21 protein-coding genes are annotated in these 22,258 nt (G+C 52.8%); 14 read left to right on the top strand and 7 right to left on the bottom strand.

Annotated features, from left to right (window positions below; genetic code table 11):
- The first annotated feature begins 148 nt into the window (after positions 1-148).
- Entirely contained in the window at positions 149-970 is an 822-nt protein-coding gene (gene ppk2, locus N7326_RS04615; RefSeq protein WP_259078284.1) for a polyphosphate kinase 2, read from the top strand.
- A gap of 43 nt (positions 971-1,013) precedes the next feature.
- On the opposite strand, the gene N7326_RS04620 is transcribed toward ppk2, so the two are convergent.
- Positions 1,014-1,835 (bottom strand): HAD family hydrolase, encoded by an 822-nt coding sequence (locus N7326_RS04620; RefSeq protein WP_259078282.1) that lies wholly within the window; start codon positions 1,833-1,835, stop codon positions 1,014-1,016.
- A 98-nt stretch (positions 1,836-1,933) separates the two neighbouring features.
- Between N7326_RS04620 and N7326_RS04625 the strand changes: the two genes are divergently transcribed.
- On the top strand, positions 1,934-2,968 hold the full coding sequence (locus N7326_RS04625) for a 3-hydroxyisobutyryl-CoA hydrolase (RefSeq protein WP_259158259.1): 1,035 nt from the start codon (positions 1,934-1,936) through the stop codon (positions 2,966-2,968).
- Here the strand turns inward: N7326_RS04625 and N7326_RS04630 are convergent.
- Entirely contained in the window at positions 2,954-4,057 is a 1,104-nt protein-coding gene (locus tag N7326_RS04630) for a DUF6882 domain-containing protein (RefSeq protein ID WP_259078279.1), read from the bottom strand. The two genes, N7326_RS04625 and N7326_RS04630, sit on opposite strands and share 15 nt — an antisense overlap.
- Positions 4,058-4,154: 97 nt before the next feature.
- A complete protein-coding gene (locus tag N7326_RS04635; RefSeq protein WP_259078277.1) occupies positions 4,155-4,631 on the bottom strand; it encodes a hypothetical protein in 477 nt (158 codons plus the stop codon).
- 161 nt (positions 4,632-4,792) lie between these two features.
- Between N7326_RS04635 and N7326_RS04640 the strand changes: the two genes are divergently transcribed.
- Together N7326_RS04640 and N7326_RS04645 are read left to right on the top strand one after the other, a co-directional pair.
- Positions 4,793-5,446: a hypothetical protein gene (locus N7326_RS04640; RefSeq protein ID WP_259289427.1), complete on the top strand. Its 654-nt coding sequence runs from the start codon at positions 4,793-4,795 to the stop codon at positions 5,444-5,446.
- A gap of 92 nt (positions 5,447-5,538) precedes the next feature.
- Positions 5,539-6,087 (top strand): hypothetical protein, encoded by a 549-nt coding sequence (locus tag N7326_RS04645; RefSeq protein WP_259078274.1) that lies wholly within the window; start codon positions 5,539-5,541, stop codon positions 6,085-6,087.
- A gap of 491 nt (positions 6,088-6,578) precedes the next feature.
- Here N7326_RS04645 and N7326_RS04650 read toward each other — a convergent pair whose 3' ends face one another.
- Complete coding sequence (locus N7326_RS04650; RefSeq protein ID WP_259078273.1) at positions 6,579-8,219, bottom strand: peptide chain release factor 3; 1,641 nt, start codon at positions 8,217-8,219, stop codon at positions 6,579-6,581.
- 184 nt (positions 8,220-8,403) lie between these two features.
- Between N7326_RS04650 and N7326_RS04655 the strand changes: the two genes are divergently transcribed.
- The 8 genes from N7326_RS04655 (at position 8,404) to N7326_RS04690 (ending at position 18,988) form a co-directional block, all read left to right on the top strand.
- On the top strand, positions 8,404-10,854 hold the full coding sequence (locus N7326_RS04655; protein WP_263088245.1) for a choice-of-anchor M domain-containing protein: 2,451 nt from the start codon (positions 8,404-8,406) through the stop codon (positions 10,852-10,854).
- Positions 10,855-10,976: 122 nt separating this feature from the next.
- Positions 10,977-11,807, top strand: a complete 831-nt coding sequence (locus tag N7326_RS04660) for a choice-of-anchor M domain-containing protein (RefSeq protein ID WP_259078270.1) — start codon at positions 10,977-10,979, stop codon at positions 11,805-11,807.
- A 93-nt stretch (positions 11,808-11,900) separates the two neighbouring features.
- Positions 11,901-13,571: a choice-of-anchor M domain-containing protein gene (locus N7326_RS04665; protein WP_259078269.1), complete on the top strand. Its 1,671-nt coding sequence runs from the start codon at positions 11,901-11,903 to the stop codon at positions 13,569-13,571.
- Positions 13,568-15,124, top strand: coding sequence for an anchored repeat ABC transporter, substrate-binding protein (locus tag N7326_RS04670; RefSeq protein WP_396124925.1), 1,557 nt, complete (start codon positions 13,568-13,570; stop codon positions 15,122-15,124). The genes N7326_RS04665 and N7326_RS04670 overlap by 4 nt, the downstream gene beginning before the upstream one ends.
- Before the next feature lie 39 nt (positions 15,125-15,163).
- A complete protein-coding gene (locus N7326_RS04675; protein ID WP_259078265.1) occupies positions 15,164-16,084 on the top strand; it encodes a choice-of-anchor M domain-containing protein in 921 nt (306 codons plus the stop codon).
- Positions 16,084-16,833, top strand: a complete 750-nt coding sequence (locus N7326_RS04680; RefSeq protein ID WP_259078263.1) for an anchored repeat-type ABC transporter ATP-binding subunit — start codon at positions 16,084-16,086, stop codon at positions 16,831-16,833. Before N7326_RS04675 ends, N7326_RS04680 begins: the two co-directional genes overlap by 1 nt.
- Complete coding sequence (locus N7326_RS04685) at positions 16,830-17,687, top strand: anchored repeat-type ABC transporter permease subunit (protein ID WP_259078262.1); 858 nt, start codon at positions 16,830-16,832, stop codon at positions 17,685-17,687. Before N7326_RS04680 ends, N7326_RS04685 begins: the two co-directional genes overlap by 4 nt.
- Positions 17,684-18,988: a choice-of-anchor M domain-containing protein gene (locus N7326_RS04690; protein WP_259078259.1), complete on the top strand. Its 1,305-nt coding sequence runs from the start codon at positions 17,684-17,686 to the stop codon at positions 18,986-18,988. The genes N7326_RS04685 and N7326_RS04690 overlap by 4 nt, the downstream gene beginning before the upstream one ends.
- On the opposite strand, the gene pth (N7326_RS04695) is transcribed toward N7326_RS04690, so the two are convergent.
- Positions 18,985-19,599 carry an aminoacyl-tRNA hydrolase gene (gene pth / locus N7326_RS04695; RefSeq protein ID WP_259078253.1) on the bottom strand — a complete coding sequence of 205 codons (615 nt, stop codon included), beginning with the start codon at positions 19,597-19,599 and terminating at the stop codon, positions 18,985-18,987. The two genes, N7326_RS04690 and pth (N7326_RS04695), sit on opposite strands and share 4 nt — an antisense overlap.
- A gap of 35 nt (positions 19,600-19,634) precedes the next feature.
- On the opposite strand from pth (N7326_RS04695), the gene N7326_RS04700 reads away from it, so the two are divergent.
- Both N7326_RS04700 and N7326_RS04705 read left to right on the top strand, forming a co-directional pair.
- A complete protein-coding gene (locus N7326_RS04700) occupies positions 19,635-20,633 on the top strand; it encodes a nitronate monooxygenase (protein ID WP_259078251.1) in 999 nt (332 codons plus the stop codon).
- Between the two features lie 42 nt (positions 20,634-20,675).
- Positions 20,676-20,993, top strand: a complete 318-nt coding sequence (locus tag N7326_RS04705; protein WP_259078461.1) for a hypothetical protein — start codon at positions 20,676-20,678, stop codon at positions 20,991-20,993.
- Here the strand turns inward: N7326_RS04705 and pth (N7326_RS04710) are convergent.
- Together pth (N7326_RS04710) and N7326_RS04715 are read right to left on the bottom strand one after the other, a co-directional pair.
- Complete coding sequence (gene pth / locus N7326_RS04710) at positions 20,980-21,519, bottom strand: aminoacyl-tRNA hydrolase (RefSeq protein ID WP_411512291.1); 540 nt, start codon at positions 21,517-21,519, stop codon at positions 20,980-20,982. The two genes, N7326_RS04705 and pth (N7326_RS04710), sit on opposite strands and share 14 nt — an antisense overlap.
- A 65-nt stretch (positions 21,520-21,584) precedes the next feature.
- The gene (locus N7326_RS04715; protein WP_259078249.1) at positions 21,585-22,220 is read right to left on the bottom strand and encodes a 50S ribosomal protein L25/general stress protein Ctc; all 636 of its coding nucleotides are present in this window, start codon (positions 22,218-22,220) and stop codon (positions 21,585-21,587) included.
- Between the last annotated feature and the right edge of the window lie 38 nt (positions 22,221-22,258).

Consider the following 22,258-nt stretch of genomic DNA (forward strand, 5'->3'; position numbering starts at 1 on the left):
CTACTCCTAAGTTATATATTCGAATGCCTTTAAAACTTCGACCTCGTTGACATTAGCCTTCGTTTTAAGACTTTATTCGGCATCTTATTTGAGATCAGCAACTGCACGTATAGCGACGTAAACACGCCGAAGCGGGTAAATTGGAGGTATGTCCAACAAAGAAGAGAAAAAACCGCGGAAACTGAATAAGAAGACCTACCAAGCAGAGCTGAAGCGGCTACAAGCCGAGCTCGTGGAGATGCAGCAGTGGGTGGTAGCTACAGGGGCCCGCGTGGTCATTATTATGGAGGGCCGCGACGCCGCAGGCAAGGGGTCGGCAATTAAGCGCATCACCCAATATCTCAACCCACGTTCGTGCAGGATTGAAGCGCTTCCTGCTCCCAACTCGAGAGAACAGGGACAGTGGTATTTTCAGCGCTATGTGGAGAAACTCCCCACCGCCGGCGAAATCGTTATTTTTGACCGATCCTGGTACAACCGGGCGGGCGTCGAGCGCGTCATGGGATTTTGTACAACCGAGGAATACCGGAAATTTCTCCATCAAGCGCCAATATTTGAGCGCCTGTTAACGGAAGATGGCATCATTTTGCTCAAATACTGGTTCTCGGTATCGAATGAAGAACAAATTGAGCGCTTTAAGTCCCGCCGTAACGATCCACTGCGCCGATGGAAACTCTCGCCTATTGACCTCAAATCTATTACACGTTGGGAGGACTATTCCCGCGCTAAAGATGAGATGTTTATCCACACCGATATTGTGGTAGCACCGTGGTACACGGTTGAGAGTGAGGATAAGAAGCGCTCCCGGATCAATGTGATCAACCATATTCTCTCGGCTGTCCCGTATGAGCATATTAAACAGGAATTACCGGAGATACCCGAGAGGCCTGAATCGTCGTATGACTATCAGCGCCCTCCGCGGGAAGAGTTCCGTTATGTTCCAGATGTAGCCAAACGCTTGGAGGAATAACATGAAACCTGGCCGCGCTAGCTGCTCATATAACTAGCAAAACCTATTTATCGGAATCTGGAAATAGCTCGTCTAAAACAGTGAGCACTCCGTGCTCGCTATTGGGAGGGGCTATATGGTCGGCAATATCCTTCAATTTTTGATGACCGTTGTCCATGACATAGGAGGTCCCAGCGGCCTCGATAAGTTCGTAGTCGTTGAGATAATCTCCAAAAGCTAAAGTTTGGGATATATCGATGCCCATAGCGTCTGCAAGCTCGCGCAAAGCTTTGCCTTTATTAGCAGACTTATTCATGACATCAATCCAATGCTTGCCGGAGACTGCAACAGCGAGGTGATCAGGAAGCGCGGAAAAAAGGTCATGGGCGCGATCTTCAACGTCCTCGAAGCTGTAGAGGGCAAGCTTTACAACATCATCGTTGACTGCCTGATGAAGGTCTTCGATATGGGTGAGGCGGGCGTAGTACCGGGTACCTTCAGCTAGGAAGTCCTCGTCGGTGCGTGAAACAAATGCCCCATCTGTGCGGCACAGGGCAAGGCCCCAATCGATCTCTGGGTGAGCGTCAACAATGTCAATAATGCGGTGGGCATCCTCAGGGGCGATCGTTGTCGTTGAGATGATCTCACCTTCGTGGTAGACCATTGTGCCATTCTCGGCGATGACCGAAACCGGGTAGGATGCCTGCTCGAACTGATTAAGCAGCGTATACAGCTGACGGCCTGAGGCTGGAGCGAAGGCGACGGACTGCGAAGTTAGTCGATCAAGAAGAGCCCAAAACCCCTCAGGTATATGGTGTTCGCTATCTAATAATGTGCCGTCCATATCGCATACGACTAGTTTGTACTGCGGATCCTGATTACCCATTATCTCGGCGTGCCTTTCTCGATAAGTTCATGCAATGCCCACGCTACCTTACAAGATGCTAGCTAGCGGAGCACATTTTAATATGTCACACTTAGCCTATGACAGATAGCGTGATTCGTGCCTATGTTGAAAATCGCACCGGTATTGTCGAGCTTAACCGCCCCCAGGCTCTTAACTCTCTGAATCTCGAGATGGTCACTATTATCTCGAAGCATATGAGCATCTGGGAAGCCGATCCCGATATTGACCAAATACTGATTTATTCTAATTCCAAAGCTTTCTGCGCCGGCGGTGATGTGCGCCTCGCCCGAGAGTATATTATTGCTGGCGATCCCGAGCGCGCCGACGAATTTTTCCGTGCTGAGTACGCCATGAACGCTCAGATTCATCACTGCACTAAACCGTATATCGCGCTGATTGATGGTGTAGCCATGGGCGGCGGCTTGGGTATTTCGGTGCATGGTAGTCACCGCATCATAAGTGAAAATGCTCTTGCGGCGATGCCCGAAATGGCGATCGGGTTCATCCCAGATGTGGGTGTTGCCTATATGGCACAACGAATGGTGGGGCAGCGAGGCTTCGCATCGCCAGCCCTCGCGCGATTTATGCTCCTCAGCGGCTGGCATCTGGGGCCAGCTGATCTTCTATGGTCAGGTTTTGCAACCCATTATGTCGAACACGCAGATATGGAAGGTGTGCGCTCTGCGATCATTGCCCACGGTATTGATCAAGCGCTTGATCGCTATGCTCGACCAGTGAAGGGTGAATCGGAGCTTGCGAGATTTGCGGAGGCCATCGAGGAGGTCTTTTCGGCGGCCGAATGGCCCGATATCGAACGACGACTTACTGCCTATCCCGAGCTCGCTGAGCGTTTCGATACCCTCACCAAGGTGGCAAGTCCTACCTCCATGATTGCCGCCCTCGAGCTCTTAACTCGCAGCCAAGAAGCCAGCACTATAGAGGAAGAACTTCGTTTAGAAGAGAGGCTGGGGGCCTATCAGCGCCAGCACCCAGATTTTGCCGAGGGGGTCCGAGCAGTGCTCGTGGACAAAACTCGCGATGCTTCGTTCTGCCCTGCTCACATCGATAATGTGGACAAGGATGCGATTAAAGCCGCACTAGAATTGTCGTAGTTGACGGTAGGCGAATTCTGCTCGTTGCTTATCGACGCCGCTCGGGAGACGTGTGGATCGAGCGGCCGCCGCAGCCTCCGGAGTATAGGGAGGTAAATGGAAGGCGGGAGCGTCGATAAGCACGAGAGCAGTGGTGCACTCATTCACGGGAATAAAGACGTGAGTCCAGTGACCTACAATGCGCTTCACAGCATGGACAAGACCTAGTTCCTGGGCACGAGCAATAGAAGTAGGTTGGAGTAGTTCAGGAATAGCGTATTTTGTCGCGAAGGCTCGTACCGGTAGCAGCTCAGCTTCGCTGGAGTGGGCGAAGCTGAAGGTATCCCCACTGAGGAAGCCAGCTACGATCCCGTGGGCATTAATGGAATTGCCGCGAAACTTGACCTGAGCCTGATGGGTTTGCTCGTCATAGGTTACTCTGGCCTGGGGAAATGCGCCGTGGAAGAAGAGTTGATGTTCCACACTGAAGTAGAAGGAATCTGCCACAACGTCGGCGATGCTGAGTGAGTTCGTCGACTCTAAAGTTCCCGAGCTTAGATTGACGCGCGATCCGTTTTCGAAGACAATCACATCATCGTCGGCGCGAATCCTGATATTTTCGAAGGCCGCGAAAGACAGCAGCGCTCGCTGTAGATCTATGGAATGTGGCAGGGAGCGCAAACCAAGGGCGAGTGTTTCATCGATAGATGGCAAGAAACCGCCCCAGTCGGCATCTTCGGCTAGCACGAGATCCGTTGTCCCGTCATCCTGCGGTGCTAGATAGAGCAAACCTGGTCCAAAAATCGTCCGGGCCGCCTGGATGAGCTCATCTGAAGCGGGAGCGAAGAGAAAATCGAAATCGGGGTGGGGAACCAGCCATGTAATATGAGTCCGATCAGCGTTGAGTGAGCCGATAATTCGGCCCTTAAGCTTCAATGCCCGGTCAGCCCCAATAAGGTCAATCGCATAGCCGGATTCAGTGCGCATATAAGCAACCTTAGGGGACGTACCCAAGCAGGTCCGCAGGGCATAATCGCGGCGCAGAGCAGAGAAATAACCATCTGAACGTACGTCATCGAGGGTTCGAGGTGGTTGCAGGTGGGTAGACAATGAGGTTCCTCTAGGGTGAATTACTTCAAGCTAGGTAACCAGCGTTACCTAGCTTGTAATCTGGACATACCGCTATTTATCTTAGCGTAGAGGACTTTTAGGAACCTGTAGGCTGAACGCAACCAATGGTGTCGCTTCCAGCAGCTGCTGAGAAGAGCGTTTTACCCTCGTAAGTAGACACGTTGAAGATCATGACTTTTTCAAAAACTCCCTCGCCATTGGCGGGAGTATGCCAGCACCACTCGTGGGTCTCGGATTCGTCGTTGAGCGGTTGGTCGTAGACAAGGGTCATATCCAGCTCTTTGCGCGGTGGGTTGGAATAAATATAAGTCGCGAGCGCTTCCGTGGACATCTCGGGGTAGTAGGCATCCCAGAAGTAAGTTCCCTCTGCGGCAGTTTTATCCTCGATCTCCGTTGCACCCAAGGGGAGGACATAGTCGTAGAGCTTGGCTACGGTAATACCATCGCTGCCAACGCTGGTGCCTGAATCGGCTGTTGTGTGGTCTTCGTCGGAAGCGCAGGCAGCAAGGGCGGTTATGGTGGCGAGCCCGCAAATGAGGGGAATAATTTTCATATCGGAAATCCTTCAGAAGAGTCAACAAAGATTGCTATCAGCCTATCAAATGCGAGCTTGCTAACCCATTTTCTATCGGAGGGGCTCTCGTAAAATAGGGATGCCCGTTAGACTGTCAGGGACACCAAAAGGAAGCCCACAAAAAATAAAGGCAGTATTTAATGCTTCATGCTGTAACCTATGCATTCCTCGATTCGCTTAACGTCCTCCTCATCGGCATTGTGGTTGCATTGGGGATTATGCTGCCTGAGCGCTCCCGTTATCGCCACGTGGTGGGGGTCCTCATTGTTGGTGACTGGTTGGGAGTTTTTTTACTTGCATTAAGTACGATGTTTATTTTTGACCAATTAGGCGACGTCGTACGGAAAGCGGTTTCTTCGCCCATATTTGGTTGGTTGCTTATCTTTGTGGGCATATTAAGTATTGTGATGACGGCTCGCGGCGGGGACTCCCAGGCGATGGTCGCAAAGTTCCTGCCACCTTTGCATACCCCCAGCTTTCGTACCCTAATTATGGGACTATTTATTGGGCTCGCCCAATCTGTTACATCGGTTCCTTTTTTTGCGGGTATTGCAGTCTTAAGCGCCGGCGATTTTTCTTGGATGACCCGTTATCTGGGAATGATTGTTTACGCCAGTATTGCTCTGTCACTACCGACGTTATCGGCTCTCATGATGGTGTCTATCCGATCTCGGCCAACTTCGCGTGCAGCGGTCCTGTTCCAGGCAATGCGTGAACGACCGCGTTTGGCTTCGCAGATTGCCGGTTATACTGTTGGAATCGCTCTGATCCTTATGGGCAGCTTTCATCTTTAAGTGGTTGGTAGCACAGAGTTCATCTCATAACGGTTCGGTAAATTTCGGGCGCGGGGATGTAAAAATATGCGGAACTATGCCACCATAGATCTATGAAAAAGATTCGCCATATCGCTCTCGCCACCTCTCTTGCCTGTGTCATGGGATTAGCTCCTCAGGCAGCTGCCCAGCCTGCACCGAGTAGCTCAGACTTAGCAGCGATAGGCGGAAGCTCCGAATTTGTGCTGCCCAAGGAATTGCTCGACGTGGCCGATCAGTTGAGGATCCCAGTTCCTGCTGAGTTGCGTCCTGATGACACCCTCGCTCGCACTACTCACGAGCGGGCTGCTTTGCAATCTGCCACAGAAAAGCACCTTGCAAAGATGGGGCATACCCCTGATCAACGGGCGTATAGCATAGCTGCTGCTTGGGCTGATGAGGCTGCACGCGGACGAGTGGTATTCCACGGCAATGCTGGACGCGGCGGCAGTCATCTGCGTGAAGGCACCGGAAATATTTACCGCTATACCCCGCAACAAGCTCGCGAGCGGGCGAAGTGGCTGAAAAACTCCCCAAACTATTATCCAGATGGGCGAGGATTTGGGGTAGCTACATCGGCGCGCAGAGGCCAGGTTTTTGTCGTTGAGTATTTCCTCAACTAGCAGTGGTTTAATCCGCACCTTTGTCACGAAGGTGCGGATTTCCTATTCTCGGGATTGAGAGCTTTTGCCCTCGACACTTAGTATCATCTCGTGTTCAGCACTATTGCTAGGAGTCGAGGGGTGCTCAGGGGATAGTAGATCGCGTAAAGCTAGCACAGTGACGTAATGCTCAGGAGCAAAAGTGGCCCGACTCAGCACGCATCACTGGATGCCTCCCTCACATAATCAATATAGGAAACGGTTAGTGGTGCCCGGCTGTTGTTTATGGGGCCCTGCCAGCCGCTAGATACTGAACTTCATTGCACTCAGTAGGCCAAGGCTCACGCTATATGATCGCATATGCCCCTAGGTATCAGTTTGAACTCTTCGAATATAGCTTTACAGTCCGGTGATCAGGATTCACCTATTCCCCACGAGAGGCGTTTGAAAATGGTGAGATCTCGAGAGCCTCGTGGGCTGCGGCGACAGTTGAGGTGTCGGAAGTTCTTAACCTAATCTGCGACCATGGGGAAGAGTTCAAACTCGGGGTGCTCTTTTTCGATAAAGGCAAGTTTCCACTTATCCCCAAAGAGAGCGACGAGCTCGCCATCGGTGCGCGTGAAAATCTCAACTCCGCGCTGTTTGGCTAATTCTGGGGCGGTCTCTTCGGTGGTGCGCCGTGCTACGGAGTAGGGGATAGGGTCAGCTTGGGTTTCTACGTTGTATTCATTCTCCATTCGAGCCATCATGACTTCGAACTGCATGGGACCTACCGCCGCCATGACGGGGGCGGCATCGCCACGGGCGTCATTCCGCAAAATCTGCACTACCCCCTCGGCTGCGAGTTGGTCTAGCGCTTTGCGGAATTGCTTGTATTTGCCCAAGCTCTTCGCGCGAAGGGTGCGGAAATGTTCGGGGGCGAATTGCGGCATGGGTGGGAATTGCACTTTTCGTCCTGCGTAGATGGTATCGCCTGGTGCGAGGGAACCGGCATTGACCATACCTACGATATCGCCAGGAAATGCGCTTTCCACTGTGGATCGGGTGCGACCGAAAACAGTGAGCGCGTATTTTGTGGAGAAGCTGCGCCCCGATTGAGCGTGGGTGACCTGCATTCCGCGCTCGAATTCACCTGAAACGATTCGCATAAATGCTAGTGAATCGCGGTGATTTTTATCCATGCCGGCTTGTACCTTAAAGATTACGCCAGAAAATTCCGACCCTACTTCGCGAAAACCGTCGAAGGTGCCGGTGGCGGCGGCTAATACTTTCTCATCTGAGCCTCTTCCCTGGGGGGCGGGGGCGAGGGTGCATAAGGTATCGAGAATTTGGTGTACACCAAAATTCAACATCGCGGAGGCAAAAATAAGAGGGGAAGTCATGCAGGATAAAAAGAGTTCTTGATCGTGCACGGCTCCATCAGCAGCGAGGAGTTCTACCTCTTCGGTGGCATTGTCCCATGCCGCGCCCTCACGGGTATGGGCGGCATCGGGCTCGTAGTGCTCCTCTGGGGCAATGGTGGATCCGCCTGCGGTTCGCACAAAGTGGATATAGTTTTCTGCTTCACCCTCATCATTGATGCGAGCGAGTCCGCGAAAATCGCCTGCTTCTCCCACGGGCCAATAAAGCGGAGTGGGTTGTAGCCCGATCTCTTGAACGATTTCATCGACGAGTTCCAGAGGGCTGCGGCCTGGGCGGTCCCATTTATTGATCACCGTGATAATGGGGAGACCACGAGCTTTACATACCTTGAAAAGCTTGAGGGTTTGCGGCTCGAGGCCTTTGGCAGCGTCAATAAGCATCACGGCTGCGTCGACCGCGGTGAGGACGCGATATGTGTCCTCGGAGAAGTCGGCATGCCCTGGGGTATCGACGAGATTGATCATATAAGGCTCGCCCTCATGACCCGCCGGCGCATATTCAAATTGCAGAGCCGATGACGCGATCGAGATCCCGCGGTCTTTTTCCATCTCCATCCAGTCAGAAACAGTTGCCTTACGTCCTGCTTTACCGTGCACGGCTCCGGCTTCGTTAATGATGTGTGCGTGAAGCGCGAGAGCTTCTGTAAGTGTTGATTTACCGGCATCGGGGTGGGCGATGACTGCAAAGGTGCGACGGCGGGCGGCTTCTGTGGCGGTGTGGGTTGAACTCATGATTTTTAAGGATAGTACAAACTAGGTGCTCTCCTTTCTTTCTCCGTATGAGCAGAGTGGTGTTGATTACATAGGGCGTGGCTTAGTTGGTTTGAAAGTCTTATTCGTTTATTCTTGGATTCTGATGCCTATTGGTACTCGTTTTCATTATTTTCAATAAGAACCCCTTGATGGAAAGGCTCCCATGTCCCTTCGTCCTTCCGCTCAGAGGCTCTTAGCGTCGCTAACCTCGCTATCCATGCTCGGTGCAGCGCTCATAGTGCCCTCAACAGCAACTGCCAGCCCCGATGATGGCAAGCGTGTGATTACGCGCCACCATGTCGATTCCCCAAAGACCTTCTACGATGAAGCAACGGGATCTATCCAATTGCGCACCGAATACTCCGACGGAAAGACAGCCGAATTTGACGAGTCGGTCATCTGGATCGGTAAAGGCTGGGAGCGCGGATTCCGTGGATATGTACCCACCTATCAGTTCACCACCCCTGATAATGATTTATTCGATCATATGGGACTTAAGCGGGAAGCGACCTACTACGCGAGTCCAGCGAATATCCGCAGTTCAGCAACACCGATTTGGTGGGGTTATGGGTCAGATGAAAGCTTCAAAATCAACCAGTACCTCAATCAAATGGCCATGCTCGACCTCGTGAGCGTCAAAGGCCCAGGCCGCGTGGAACTGTTTAACTACTACGAGGACTACCCAGCTGGTCTCAATCAACTGCTCGGGTCAAGCGCTCAGAGCCCTCGCTCGAGCAAGCTCGATTTCGGAGAGCACACCCATAACTACACCCTTTTCACCAAGCCTGGACGCTATGAGCTCACCTACCGAACCGTAGCGCGCCAAACTGACAAGGAGCTGCTCTCCTCCAAGCTCAGCACGATAGTGGTACAAGTAGGCGGCGAAGCTCCTAAGGATACTGCGAGCGCCAGCCTGAAGGACCGCTACTCCAACGCACCTGCCCAAACGCATGCCCCGGCTTATACACTGAGCATTGCCCCGACCGAGCTCAATGCCGAGAGTAGCGCCGGCGATGACAAGCTCGACACCATTCGTTTCGACGCCAAAGACGATTCGGTGCGCGGTACCTTGACTGTGCTTATCGATGGCTACCATCTCACTGATCTAGACGTGGTAGACGGTGTGGCGAGCTGGAATGAGCTCATGGGGCCTGAAGCCTCCAAACTTCAAGCTATTTTCGTCCCCGAGGGGGACGCTGGGCAACGCTGGATCTCGCCTATCTTAAGCCGCGAGGTTGATGAGGAATTCCAGGTCATCCCCGCGACGGTGGGAGGCGTTAAAACCGAAGAATCATCGTTTGATGAAAAAGTTCTAGCTCCGGTTGCCAACGACGTTGTAGACCTTGATCTCAACAATTTTGAGCCACGTGAAGATATCACCTGGGCAATTGCCATTACTCCTATTGAAGACGATCACTATCGCGTTACGCTCACCGCAAGCGACCCCAGGGCGCGCGGCGTAGTCAAGTTCCGCGCTGGTGAGGGCGGCGATGAATACTCCTTCTTCGTTGAAAACGGTGTAGGCACCCTTGTTCTTAGCGATAGTGATCTTCAAGATCGCCAGCCGCATATCAAGATCATCCCCCACCCAGCAGTTGCGGTTAGTGCTGTCGACGTAACTGCCACAGCACCAATAGATCTGGAAAGCGATTCGATAACCATTGCTACTCCTCCCATGGTGTCCACACCGCTTATCGACGCTCCCGCTGAAACCCCAGAAGTACCCCGGGTAGTTCATCGGTGTGAAGACAAGATTCTGCTCGACCGCGGGCACACCGACTTGGTGGTGGATCGGGAAGGCGAGAAGCTGAGCGCCATGATCTACGACGAGACGGGGATCGAGACCGACGACTTCATCAAGCGTGACATCGAATCAGTAATCAATGTTGCGTCGCCCGCCGCCTCCGTGGTACGCACGCAACGGTTTGATAACCAGGGACTCGACTTCATCGATGCCCAGTACCTCGATCAGGGTGAGAAGTTCTACCTCCTTCCCGAGAGCTTAGGCAATAAAACCAGTATTCTGTGGCCTGGCTACAACACCATGAAGCTCGATATGGAGGACTTCTCCGATGGGATTACGTGGCACCTAGAGCCCACGAAACTGCCTCAAGGAGCACAGTTTGGGCTCTACCGTGATGCCACCCTCAGCGATAACACCTTGGTCATGATCAACTCAGTGACCAAAGACTACGAGGAAAAAATCAGCACGGCTTCCCACGTGCACATGAACTGGGCGTTTAGCAAAGCTGGCGTATACACGCTCAAGAGCTATTTTACGGGCGAACTTAACAACGGCACGAACATTTCCTCTGAGCCCGAAGAAATGACCTTTGTGGTGGGACATAATGCCGACGAAGCCTGTAAAGTTTTGAGCCAGCAATCTCACGATGAACAAAGCCCTGAGGACACGCAGCCTGGGGATCAGCAACCAGAGGATCCGCAGCCTGAAGATCCAAAGCCTGAAGATCCAAAGCCTGAAGATCCAAAGCAGGAGCCCACCCCAGTCTGGATACCAATTGTTTCAGCCATCTCCACGATTGCCCTCACAGCTCTGGCAATCCTGCAGATGCAATGGCTCATCGATTTCCTTCGATCGATACTGCATCGTTAAATTGCGCGAGGCACCACTGCCCTAAGGGGTGCCATGTCGCACCCCTTAGGGTCATGCCCACCTCGGTTCAACTGGAATGAACTGGGCACCAAGCTTTTGAAGCATTTTCACAAGGAGAAAATATGTTACGCCAACACGTCGTCGCCCTGGGCACCGCTGCCATCGTGGGAACGTCTACCATGTCTGTAGCTCATGCAGAGACCCTCGTTCTCGATCGAGGCCATGTTGACTTCCTGCACCTCCAACAGGACAAGGATCAACTCAAGCTCAACGTCAAAGAAGACGTGACCGGCGTCGGTGTTATCCGTGAGGCCGATGAGGTTGTTTTTAAAGTCAACGAAAAAGCCTGGATAGAGGCCAAAAAATTTGAGAAGTTTTCCACTAATCCCGTTGGAGCCAATGCCGCGTATCTGCCACAATCTCAACGGCAAGAAACACTGTGGCCTGGCTGGGACGCCCCTTTGAAAAACAAGAAGCTACCTGTCGACTTCAACTTTCTCGAAGTCAGTGGTCCTGGTTCGATCTATATTTTTAAAACCGATGGAACAAATGGTGATGGACTTTTAAATGTTCGCCCGGTACTCAACGGTGGGCAGCTCAAGCTGGAGACCGGTTCTCATCTGATCACTCAACCAGCCCATAGCCACGTTCATTGGATCTTCACCGAGCCTGGAACCTACACCATGAAAGTGTCGGCTCAGCAGGGTCAGCTCATCTCCAACCAGGCTACATACACCTGGGAGGTCGTAGAATCGCCGTTAAAGCCTGAGGCACCGAGTGCGCCTAGTACGACACAACGTCCAGCCGAACCTGACTCTCCCGCCCCTTCGCAACCTACTGAAAAGAGCGGCCTTAGCGTTGGGGCCATTGTAGGAATTGTGATAGCTATTATCGCTGCTCTCGGTGGGCTGATTGCAGCGGCTCTCAACGGAGGATTACTTCCGCGCTTCTAAGAGGGCACCATCGTTAAGATCCCGACACTCTACGTGAGTGTCGGGATTCCCGCACCCTGCGATTTTTTCGTTTCTCAATTTTGTGAAGGTCTCATGTCTCAGATTGCTACGCGCCGATTAGCTGCACTACTAGGCAGCATCCTTATTTCGGTTATTCTCATAACCGCCCCAGCCCAAGCTCAGGGAATTGAATTGAGCAGCGGGCACGTGGATCTTTTCACTGTTCGAGCTCAAGACGGTGGACTTGATTTGGCGGTAAAAGAAGACATCACTGGCACTGGGGTGATCAGACGAGCAGAAGACATCACCCTGATTGTCGGCGAGAATGCTTATTCTCAAGAAACAGCACGGGTGTCGGAAATCGGACAAGCCAGTTATTTTCTCCCACAATCACAGCAGCCCGGAATTCTATGGCCTGGATGGGACACCCTGGGAGTGCGGACCGGTGGGTTTTCTGAGATAACTCTTACCTTCGAATCAGTTTCGGGCCCAGGGTCGGTCTATCTCTTCGAAGATCGCATCGGCGGGGAACTAGCTGCTGTGACCAGTGACGGCGGCTTCGAGCTCACCTCAGGTAGTACTGTTGACCAACGCTACCCAGCGCATCGCCACGTCAATTGGGCATTCACCCAAGCAGGCAGTTACCAATTCGAAGTCGTGGCCAGCGGCAACGGGGTCAGTTCAAACCGCGCTCTCTATACGTGGAAAGTGGGGGACACCGCTGCCCTCGGGCGCTCGCAGGACGATAGCTCAGATCTTACCCATCAAGACAACAGCCGCACTCCATCACCCTCGCGCAACCAAAGTGCCCCTATACAGCAGCAATCCCGACCTCAGCCAGCACGCCCCCAAATCCAATCGGTGCCTGCACCTTTAGCGCCGCAGGCTCACGTACCTCAACCCGGGACGTGCGAACCCACGGTGATTCCGCAGATTAAAGATGACACCACCTCTCCAGCTCGCTGGGTGAATTTCAATGACCTGCAGTTTCACTTGGGGTCAGCGGCTATTAAAGATCTACCTCTTAGTATAGGCCCCGTACCGCGAGGAAAAGTTTGGATGATCGGATCCACCCAGGAGCCCCATGTCCCATGGGTGGGTTCGAATAACCAACATCCCACCATGCTGGAGCATACTCAAGGATCCGTGGTGTGGGAACTTGTAGGCTTCCGCGGTCCTGGCCCCATGGTGGTCTACAGCCAGGGATCACTCGGCACCGTGGTGGGGGAAGAATGGTTTAGAGGAGCGAATAACCAGGCGTCTGGGGTACACGAAATTCCGCGCAATTCCCATGTCCATCCCAACTGGGTATTTGGAGCCCCTGGTACCTACTATGTGTCGATCCGGCAATCAGTGACCTTGACTACGGGGGAGCAAGCACAAGGTACAGGTACTCTTGTCTTCAATGTAGGTCATGGTGATCAGTCGGGGCATTTTGACATAGGAAGTGTGATCAACCCCGCAGGCGGGCAGTGCGATCCGGGGATCTCTCAAGCGCAAGCAATCGCGCCCGTGCCCCAAGCGCCAGCGATACCAAGTGACGTATCCAATGGTGCACCAGGGGAGACTGGAAATATTCCAGATTATTTCGGCGAGGTCCAACACCAGAACGCCGCAGAGAGCAAATCCTTGGCAGAAAAAATCATCGGGGTACTCCCGTTCGTCATTTTCGGCCTCGGTCTTTTCGTATTGGGTGCCGGCAGCACCGTATTGATCAATGCAATGATGAGGTCACGTGCACGATCGGCGGTAGCACCGAAATGACAAGATTTTCGCGGAACCTTGTTCATACAATACTGGTAGCAATAGCAGGCTCCCTGATGATCACTGGGTGTGCGTCTGATAATGCTCAAGTACCCACCACTAACGACTCGACCGTTGATGCCGTATCAACCACACCTATTATCGCGGATCTGGTTTCTCAAGTCGCAGGTGATCGTGCTCGGGTTATCTCCCTGATGCCCCTCGGCGCCGATCCTCACAATTATGAGCCGGGTTTGCGCAATATTCGCAATATAGCCAACGCTGATATCGTTTTTGCCAATGGGCTCCTCCTCGAACAGCACTCTCTCCTGACCACGGCTCAGCACGTCAAACGTGTGGGCGTGCCTTTCGTAGAGCTCGCCGAGCAAGCGCCACGACATGGCGGGGAATTGCTTCCCCTGGTTGAAAATATTGCCCTTGATACGGTGTGGTTCGGGATGCGCATTGGTGGCCAGGGGCAAGCTCTCGGTGCGAGCCGCAATTCCGGCGTAGATATTGCCCTCTCAGCGGCTGAAGGTCCAGGTCACGCAGCAGCCTATATCACTAGTACCTTCGGCACTCCAGAGATCCTATTTAATACCCGCGATGGAATCGACGCCGCCGATCAAGCTACTTTACCTGTCGACGCCCACACCCATGTGTCCTGGGCGTTTTCAAAGCCGGGATACTACCGGCTGAATTTTTCTGCCACCCTCAACACCGCTGAGTCTTCCATTCCAGTTGGCACCTCAACGGTGACTTTCGCCGTGGGGGTTGATCCCCACAGCACTCCGGGTATAGCTCATCCGGTGGTTCTAGATCACGGACATATGGACCTCACCGCTGACCTGGATCAAGCCCGAATGACCATTCGCGGTGATGCCCCGGAAGGGATTCAAACAGATTATGATTACGACCCCGAGCGTTCGGTCGTGGCTGTCCCATCATCCGTTTTGCAACAAATTCCTGGTGACCCAACCTTCCGTTTCCTAGGAACCGCCGGCGAAGAAACTTATCTACTGCCACAAGCGGTCTTGGGTAAGCACGTCCACGGGGAGGTTGACCCCCATGTCTGGCACAGTGTCGCCAATGCCATTGCCATGGTTCGCGTAATCCAAGACGAATTAACAGCTATAGACCCGGGTGGACGAGATATCTACCGAGACAACGCTGACCGATATGTGGACTCACTCCAGGAGTTAGACCAATGGATGAGGGCTTCTTTGAGTACAATTTCGCCACACCGACGCCATTTAGTAACCACGCACGACGCCTACGGATATTTAGGCCACGACTATGATCTCAATATCGCGGGCTTCGTGACCCCTAACCCAGCCGTTGAAGCGAGCCCCCGAGATGTGATCGCCTTAACGCGCACATTGGAGAATTTACAGGTGCCAGCGGTTTTCCTGGAACCAAAACTAGCTGGCCGCTCAGGTGTACTGACCGAAACCGCTGCCACCTTGGATATCGCTGTGTGCACTATACGTGGCGATACCCTTGACTCCACCGCGACGAACTATATTGACCTCATGCGGAGCAATGTCGAAGAACTCCGTCGGTGTCTGGGATAGCAAAAATAAGCGCACTTAAAAGTAATTTAAGGAGAAAATATGTTCAAAGAGAAGGTTGCTGCACTGACCGCATCACTATGCCTGGGTCTGTGCATCACCCCAAGTATCAGCACTGCCGGCGATCTGAACCAAGTTATTAGCGCGGATGAGCCGATTGCACCCGAAGGCGAACTCACCGAGTTCTTCGGTGGGCATGCTGATATCGCTCCGCTGGTGAAAACTGATGGATCGGGATTCGATGTACTCATTCGCGATGACAGGCAGGTGCCTCCCGTGTGGCGCAGCGTCGACGATATGATCTTCGTTTTGGATAATAAAGCTGTTCAGCAAATTCCCGACACTGAAGAATTTGCTTTTATCGGTGCTAAACCTGGCGCAAAGGTATGGGTCGCCCCGCAGGTGGAGGAAGTAGGAGTGCCGTGGTTAGGGTGGTCTACCCAATCGCCTCTTTTCGTTGATAAAGCAACGCGCGGCATGAATATGACTTTCCTCGGGCACGAGGGTCCTGGAGAATTTACCCTCTTCTTACAAAATGGTGGCTTCGAAGCGCCGCAAGTACTCTTTAACTCCGCGCAGCAGAAAGCCCAAAAAATTTGGATCGATCTCAATACCCACACGCATGCAAACTGGGTATTCACTGAGCCTGGAATCCAGCAGGTAGCACTAAAGTTCAGCACTGAGTTTAATGATGGCAGCACTCACGAGTCGATTAAGACTCTGGTTTTCGCCGTCGGTGAAGAGGCCGACCTCCCCGCAGCCCAGGCAGTCACATGGGATGGAGAATTCCTTGCTGACGATGACGACACTGTCACGCCTGGCCCCGCGTCAAGCGCCGAGGGCGAAAGCCAGTGGGTGCTGTGGTCGATCATCGCACTCGTGGCGCTTCTCGTTATCGTGAGCATTATTGCAGTAGTACGACTCGTCCTTGGCTCTAATAAGAGAGGAGCTGAGCAGAACTAGTGGAAATTTTGCGCGCCCGCAATCTGGGAGTTCACCTCTCAGGTCGGCGAATCTTTCAAGGCGTGGATCTCAGCGTCAATCAAGGAGAATTTCTGGGATTGCTGGGGCCCAACGGGGCCGGCAAAACGACCCTTTTGCGGGCCATTCTAGGACTGGTGCCGTCTACAGGCACGGTTAGCATAGCCGGGGAAACGCAACTAAAAAAGATGCGGCAGCTCACCGGGTATGTGCCACAACGCCACGAATTTGCGTGGGATTTCCCCATCAGTATTCGCGATTGCGTGATCAATGGCCGCATTGGGATCAATGGAGTCCTCATAAAAAAACGTGCCGCCGACCGAGCAGCGTGTGACCAGGCACTCAAGCGAGTAGGCCTCGACGGACTCGCAGACCGCCCGATTGGCCAACTCTCCGGCGGTCAGCGGCAACGCGTGCTTGTTGCCCGGGCACTGTCTACTCATCCGCGATTATTACTTCTCGATGAACCTTTTACTGGCCTCGATATGCCCACCGCGGAGGGGTTGACGCAACTCTTTGTGGAATTAGCCCAGCAAGGAATCTCTATTGTCATGTGCACCCATGATCTTGGGGAGGCACTTAACTCCTGTTCTCGTCTGGTGCTCTTTCGAGGAGCAATCCGTGCAGATGGAAGCCCTCGAGAGCTGAGTGACCCGCACGTGTGGATGGATACTTTTCAAGTGGGGGAGACCTCGCCGCTGCTCACCCTGGTAGGAGCCCATATACAATGATTGATATTTCCTTTGTCGACTTCCTCCACGATCTCGCAAACCCCTCTCTAGCATTTTTGCCCCGCGCTTTGCTGATCTCGGTGATATCAGCAATCGTGTGCGCTATTATCGGCACCTTCGTGGTTCTGCGCGGTATGTCCTTTATCGGTGATGCTGTGGCCCACGCAGTTTTTCCCGGACTGGCCATTGCTTTTGCATTACAGGTATCAGTGCTCGCCGGGGGTGCGGTAGCGGGAGCGTCGGTTGCTCTGCTCATAGCTGTCTTTTCTCAGCGACGTCGAATTCGAGAGGATGCGGTTATAGGAATCTTCTTCGCTGCAGCGTTCGCCCTTGGCCTCGTTGTCATCTCGCGAACCGAGGGGTATACAGCTAGCTTGAATAACTTTCTTTTCGGCTCCATTACTGGGGTATCAGACGCCGATATTGGTTTTGCCGCCATCGCTGGCACGCTTATAATCGCCGCAGTCTTTTTACTTCTTCCCCAATTAACTGCGGTAGCTTTGGACCGTGAGACCGCACGCGCTATGAATTTACCGGTATTCTTCCTTGACCTGGTTATCTATATGGCAGTCACAGCTGCGGTGGTGATGAGTGTGCGCACCATCGGTAATATTTTAGTTCTAGCTCTTTTGATAACCCCCGCCGCCACGGCCCGTCTGCTGAGCGATAACCTGAAGATGACGATGCTCATAGCGGCTCTGGTTGGGGTCATCGGAGCTATCGCGGGGGTATACCTTTCTTGGGCAATTGATCTGCCTACCGGTGCTACCATCGTGTTGGTACTAACTTCCATTTTCCTTTTCGCTTGGATCTTTAGTCCCACGCAGGGGCTGATAGGACGCAAAAAATCATGAGAAAATACGCCCTTGCCTTAAGTGTCAGCTTGGCCTTTATGCCGTTGGGGATGGCAACTGTTGCTTTTCCACCAGCGGTAGTTGCCGCGGAGGAAAGTAGTGGTATCCAACGCTACTTGGTGCGCGAAAATCACCAAGATATGCACCTTTTCCTCGGTGAGGATCAACGCATCAACTTTCTCATGCGTGATGATGGATCCTTCGACTCCCGTGGGCTTTCGCCGATGCGGGAAAGCGAAACCGTTTTTATTCTCGTCGGGGACGATGCTCGCCTGACATCTGCACGACTGGAACCAGATCTCGGCCCTGACCGCGCAGGGATAACGCCAAACGGTGAGGATGAGATCTGGAATCTTCCTGAGGTGCAAATAACCACCTGCGGCACCCACGTGCCCTGGGTCGGTTTTTCCACTCTGGGTATAACCAGTGAGCAGCTTGGTGGTGCGACGTCGCTACCTCTGAGCATGGATCTCCTCGAAAGCCCGGAAGACGGACGCGTAGTATTTTGGAAGCAACAGAATTCTCTCTTTTCCCAAGCGGATGTATTGCTCGATTCCGCCGACGCATCAAAGGTGTGGGATTTCCCAGCTCACGCCCACGTTCATAGCGGCATTATCTTTACACAGCCAGGGATCTATACAACCAAATTCGCCTTTGGTGGCAATTTTGCCCATAATCCGGTGATTGCCTCGGATTATACGGTGAACTTTGTGGTGGGTGAGGAGACAATCGATGACCTGATAACCGCTCAGGACTATCAATTCATCGAGCAGCAGGTGTACCAACCTCAGAACGACGCCAACTGTGGCCCCAGACAATCTCGTACGGCCAGCTCCATTGGTCAATTGCCCAGGGTGCTGGTCCGTGAGTTTAAAAAACTCGACTCCGAGGTTGTTAAGCTTGGCAAGTCTTTAGACAACCTAGAACCGCGCCAAAAAAGCACAGAGTCCGAGAGTCCCCAATCTCTACAGGCACCAGAGTCTCTACAGGCACCAGCGGAAACGTTCGTTCCTGTGCAACCGCGAAGCGCCTCCTCACAGCTGCCTGTGATTGTTAGGCGACAAACAACACCGATCCAGCAGTCGCCCTTTAGTCCCGCCTTAAGCGCTCCCCCGGTAGCCTCCTCTCCACCCCCTTCCGTTCCCAATGCGAGCTTGCAACCGGTGCCTGCTCAAGCGCAGGTTGAGGCTACGAACGCCCGCGAAAATTCGCGAATGGGCGAGGGGGTTGCACTAGGTATCGGGATGATGAGTCTCATTATGGGCTTCGCCGCTTTCGGCGTCGCTCGGTTTATCAATTAGTGAATCTGATTTTGAGCCCGTGCTAAGCCCGATGTGACTATCAGCTCCGCGGCGCGGGCTGCAGTATTTATGCTGGCTGAGAGCTCCGTACTTTCAGGTATATCGGAAAGGACATAATTGGCAATATTAGTACCCTTCTGAGGGCGGGAAATTCCCATCCGAATGCGGAGGTAATCGCGGGTACCAAGATGGGCTGTGATCGATTTCAGCCCATTGTGACCATTCTCATTACCGCCCAACTTTAGGCGCACTTTAAACTCGGGAAGATCCAGTTCATCGTGGATAACAATAATATGATCCGCGGCAATATTGAGCGTCTCTGCAACTGCTGCCACACTCTTGCCTGAGTTGTTCATGAACTCAGTTGAACGGGCGAGAACGCACGGGCTATTATCAATCTCGGCAAATGCTAGTAACACTGGCATTCCTTTGACAGGAGACAGTGTGCGGCCGCTTTCTTTCAGTAATATATCTAGAGCCCTATAGCCGACGTTATGGCGGGTCTTGGTGTATTGTTCTCCGGGATTTCCCAGACCGATGATCAGCCACTCAGCGGATTGGAGGGGTATATAGGGTGAGGAAAAGAAAGATGCACATTTCTGCCAAAACATAGACAAATAGTCTCATATTCTCAAGGATGGTGCACATGAGCGTCTTGAAGTCGCTGAGGTACCCGATCATCGCGGCTCCCATGGCTGGCGGACCATCGACCCCTGATCTCGTCAATGCCGTGGGTGAGGCCGGCGGCTTCGGATTCCTCGCGGGTGGCACCTCGAAACCAAAACATCTAATTCAAGAAATGGATGCTGTTCATGTTCCCTATGGGGTCAACCTTTACTACCCTCAACTGAAGAAACCCAAAAAGCAGGATATCTTCGAGGTCTACGAAAAGCTTGACCGTGCTGTAAGCGACGAGAATCTCAAGCACCCCTATATGGTGCCTTCGGCTGATTACAGCTTCGGATTTAGCAAAAAATTTCAATCGGTTCTCGAATTAAAACCTACGGTCGTTTCTTCCAGTTTCGGTTGTTTTAGCTCTAAGGAAATTAAGAAGCTGCACACTCAAGGGATAGAGGCTTGGGTGAGTGTAACTAATGCGCAAGAAGCCCACATAGCCGAAAAAGCCGGCGCAGATGCCCTCATAGTTCAAGGTTATGATGCCGGAGGGCATCGCCTCAGTTTCGATCCAAAAATTGAACCCAATCAAATCCCCACCTACCTCTTAGTCCAAGAAGTCTCTGAACACACCGAAACCCCGCTTATTGCAGCAGGCGGAGTACGAACCGCCCGTCAAGTAGAGGCGATGCTTGAGATCAAACAAGTCCATGCAGTGTGTTCCGGCTCCATCTTTTTGCGGTCCAAGGAAGCGGGCACCTCAAAGTTCAACCGTAAGCTCATCAAAAACTCTTCGTCTACAGTAGTTTCTCGCGCCTTCAGTGGACGCTATGCCAGGGGGATCCCGAGTTCCTGGAGCGAAAATAATGCAGACCTTCCCTTTAGCTATCCCGAATTAGCTTTTATGACCGCAACCGTCAAGGGGATAGCGGAAACTAAGGAGTTCGCTTATTGCCTCGTCGGCGCCGATCTGGATCATATTAAACGCAAGCGAGCGCGCAAGATTATTCAAGAACTGTTCGAGAGCTGAGAACTTCCTAGCCAGCTTAGGCTGTGCTATCTTCGTAGTACTATGAGTTCTTCTTCCTCGCGCTTAAGCAGCTATCAGCCTAAGGTGACAACGCAACTGAGAGCGCGGAAGATCATCGACGACGCCTTTGCCCAAGCTCTAGCTGAGTCCGACATTCATCCCTCAGCGGTATCCTCACCCACCTCCACGCGCGAACTGCGTGACAGCATAGCCAAGGGATCTCCTAAGAAAAAGTGCTGCCGCTCGCATCCGCGGTGCAAAAAGTGCCCCACGGTCATGCACCGTTTGCGGCGAGCGGGGGCACTAAAGCTCGACGATAACGCACTGAAAGCCGCTCTGGTAAAAGCTAGGAAGTGGTAGCGATATAGCGTTCGATCTCGTCGGCCATATCGGCACATATTACCGGCAGAGATCCCTGCTCTTTTTTAGAAAAGGGTTTGAGTACAAAACTGGAGACATCCATTCGGCCGGGTGGCCGTCCTATACCCAGGGCACAGCGAATATAATCCTTACCTGCACTCCGCGTTATTGAGCGCAGACCTTTATGTCCGTGATCGCCACCGTGATGCCGGAGTGCAGTATGGCCGAACTCCAACTCAAGGTCGTCGAAGAGTATCAGCATTCTAGAGGGATCAATCTTATAAAAGTCCGCGAGCGCTCGGACAGGTATTCCTGATTCATTCATATATGACCGCCCCTGTGACAAGATAACCCGGTGGGAAGCGATATGAGTTTCCGCTACCTGAGTGCGAGTCCGAGTATGTTGTTTAAGGGTTTCCCCGGTACGTTCGAGCAGTTCATCAAGAGCCATGCGCCCAATATTGTGGCGTGTTTTGGCATAACTGGGGCCTGGATTACCTAATCCAAAAATCAGAAAAGTCATCATCGATCCTTGATAAGCAAAATGCCAGGGTCCCCTCGAGGAGGGGACCCCAGCATTTTAAGTGTTGATTATTCTTCAGACTCGGCTTCCTCAGCGTCACCCTCGGATGCCTCAGCCGCTTCTTCAGCGTCCTCGTCAACCTCTTCCTCGTTGAGCTCCTCGTAGGAAACGGAAGCGATAACGGTTTCTGGATCGAGGATCAAGGTGGTCTTAGCAGGCAACTCGATATCCGAAGCCAAAACCTTATCGTCGGCATTGAGGCCTTCGATATTGTGGATGATCTCTTCCGGAATAGAGAATACATCGGCTTCGACCAGGATGGTATCGATATCCTGAACCAACTGAGTACCAGGCTCGGTCTCGCCCTCGAATACCACAGGTACTTCAACCTCTACCTTCTCGCCGCGCTTAATAGCGAGCAGATCGATATGATCGGCGTTGAAGGTCAACACGTTTTGGTCGACGTGCTTAATCATGACCATGTGGCTGTCGCCCTCGATATCGAGCTCGAAAACGGCGTTGGAGCCGTAGTTACGCAAAACTGCGTGGATCTCGAGAAGATCAGCGGAGAAGTGAACGGGGTTATCCAGGGTCTGGCCATAAATAACGCCGGGAACGCGGCCTGCAGCGCGCAGACGGCGAGCAACACCCTTGCCGAACTCCTGGCGAGGGGTAGCGCTAAGAACCAAAGTATCTTGTGCCATGGTGTACTCCTTCAAGTACTAAATGCGACCCAGGGCAA

The sequence above is a fragment of the Corynebacterium sp. ES2794-CONJ1 genome (assembly GCF_025660615.1).
Taxonomy (GTDB): domain Bacteria; phylum Actinomycetota; class Actinomycetes; order Mycobacteriales; family Mycobacteriaceae; genus Corynebacterium.

What these genes read in the sequence shown, in the direction of transcription:
- ppk2 (WP_259078284.1), top strand. Translation starts at nt 149, where the DNA reads ATGTCCAACAAAGAAGAGAAAAAACCGCGGAAACTGAATAAGAAGACC.
- N7326_RS04620 (WP_259078282.1), bottom strand. Translation starts at nt 1,835, where the DNA reads ATGGGTAATCAGGATCCGCAGTACAAACTAGTCGTATGCGATATGGAC.
- N7326_RS04625 (WP_259158259.1), top strand. Translation starts at nt 1,934, where the DNA reads ATGACAGATAGCGTGATTCGTGCCTATGTTGAAAATCGCACCGGTATT.
- N7326_RS04635 (WP_259078277.1), bottom strand. Translation starts at nt 4,631, where the DNA reads ATGAAAATTATTCCCCTCATTTGCGGGCTCGCCACCATAACCGCCCTT.
- N7326_RS04640 (WP_259289427.1), top strand. Translation starts at nt 4,793, where the DNA reads ATGCTTCATGCTGTAACCTATGCATTCCTCGATTCGCTTAACGTCCTC.
- N7326_RS04645 (WP_259078274.1), top strand. Translation starts at nt 5,539, where the DNA reads ATGAAAAAGATTCGCCATATCGCTCTCGCCACCTCTCTTGCCTGTGTC.
- N7326_RS04650 (WP_259078273.1), bottom strand. Translation starts at nt 8,219, where the DNA reads ATGAGTTCAACCCACACCGCCACAGAAGCCGCCCGCCGTCGCACCTTT.
- N7326_RS04655 (WP_263088245.1), top strand. Translation starts at nt 8,404, where the DNA reads ATGTCCCTTCGTCCTTCCGCTCAGAGGCTCTTAGCGTCGCTAACCTCG.
- N7326_RS04660 (WP_259078270.1), top strand. Translation starts at nt 10,977, where the DNA reads ATGTTACGCCAACACGTCGTCGCCCTGGGCACCGCTGCCATCGTGGGA.
- N7326_RS04665 (WP_259078269.1), top strand. Translation starts at nt 11,901, where the DNA reads ATGTCTCAGATTGCTACGCGCCGATTAGCTGCACTACTAGGCAGCATC.
- N7326_RS04670 (WP_396124925.1), top strand. Translation starts at nt 13,568, where the DNA reads ATGACAAGATTTTCGCGGAACCTTGTTCATACAATACTGGTAGCAATA.
- N7326_RS04675 (WP_259078265.1), top strand. Translation starts at nt 15,164, where the DNA reads ATGTTCAAAGAGAAGGTTGCTGCACTGACCGCATCACTATGCCTGGGT.
- N7326_RS04685 (WP_259078262.1), top strand. Translation starts at nt 16,830, where the DNA reads ATGATTGATATTTCCTTTGTCGACTTCCTCCACGATCTCGCAAACCCC.
- N7326_RS04690 (WP_259078259.1), top strand. Translation starts at nt 17,684, where the DNA reads ATGAGAAAATACGCCCTTGCCTTAAGTGTCAGCTTGGCCTTTATGCCG.
- pth (WP_259078253.1), bottom strand. Translation starts at nt 19,599, where the DNA reads ATGTTTTGGCAGAAATGTGCATCTTTCTTTTCCTCACCCTATATACCC.
- N7326_RS04700 (WP_259078251.1), top strand. Translation starts at nt 19,635, where the DNA reads ATGAGCGTCTTGAAGTCGCTGAGGTACCCGATCATCGCGGCTCCCATG.
- N7326_RS04705 (WP_259078461.1), top strand. Translation starts at nt 20,676, where the DNA reads ATGAGTTCTTCTTCCTCGCGCTTAAGCAGCTATCAGCCTAAGGTGACA.
- pth (WP_411512291.1), bottom strand. Translation starts at nt 21,519, where the DNA reads ATGATGACTTTTCTGATTTTTGGATTAGGTAATCCAGGCCCCAGTTAT.
- N7326_RS04715 (WP_259078249.1), bottom strand. Translation starts at nt 22,220, where the DNA reads ATGGCACAAGATACTTTGGTTCTTAGCGCTACCCCTCGCCAGGAGTTC.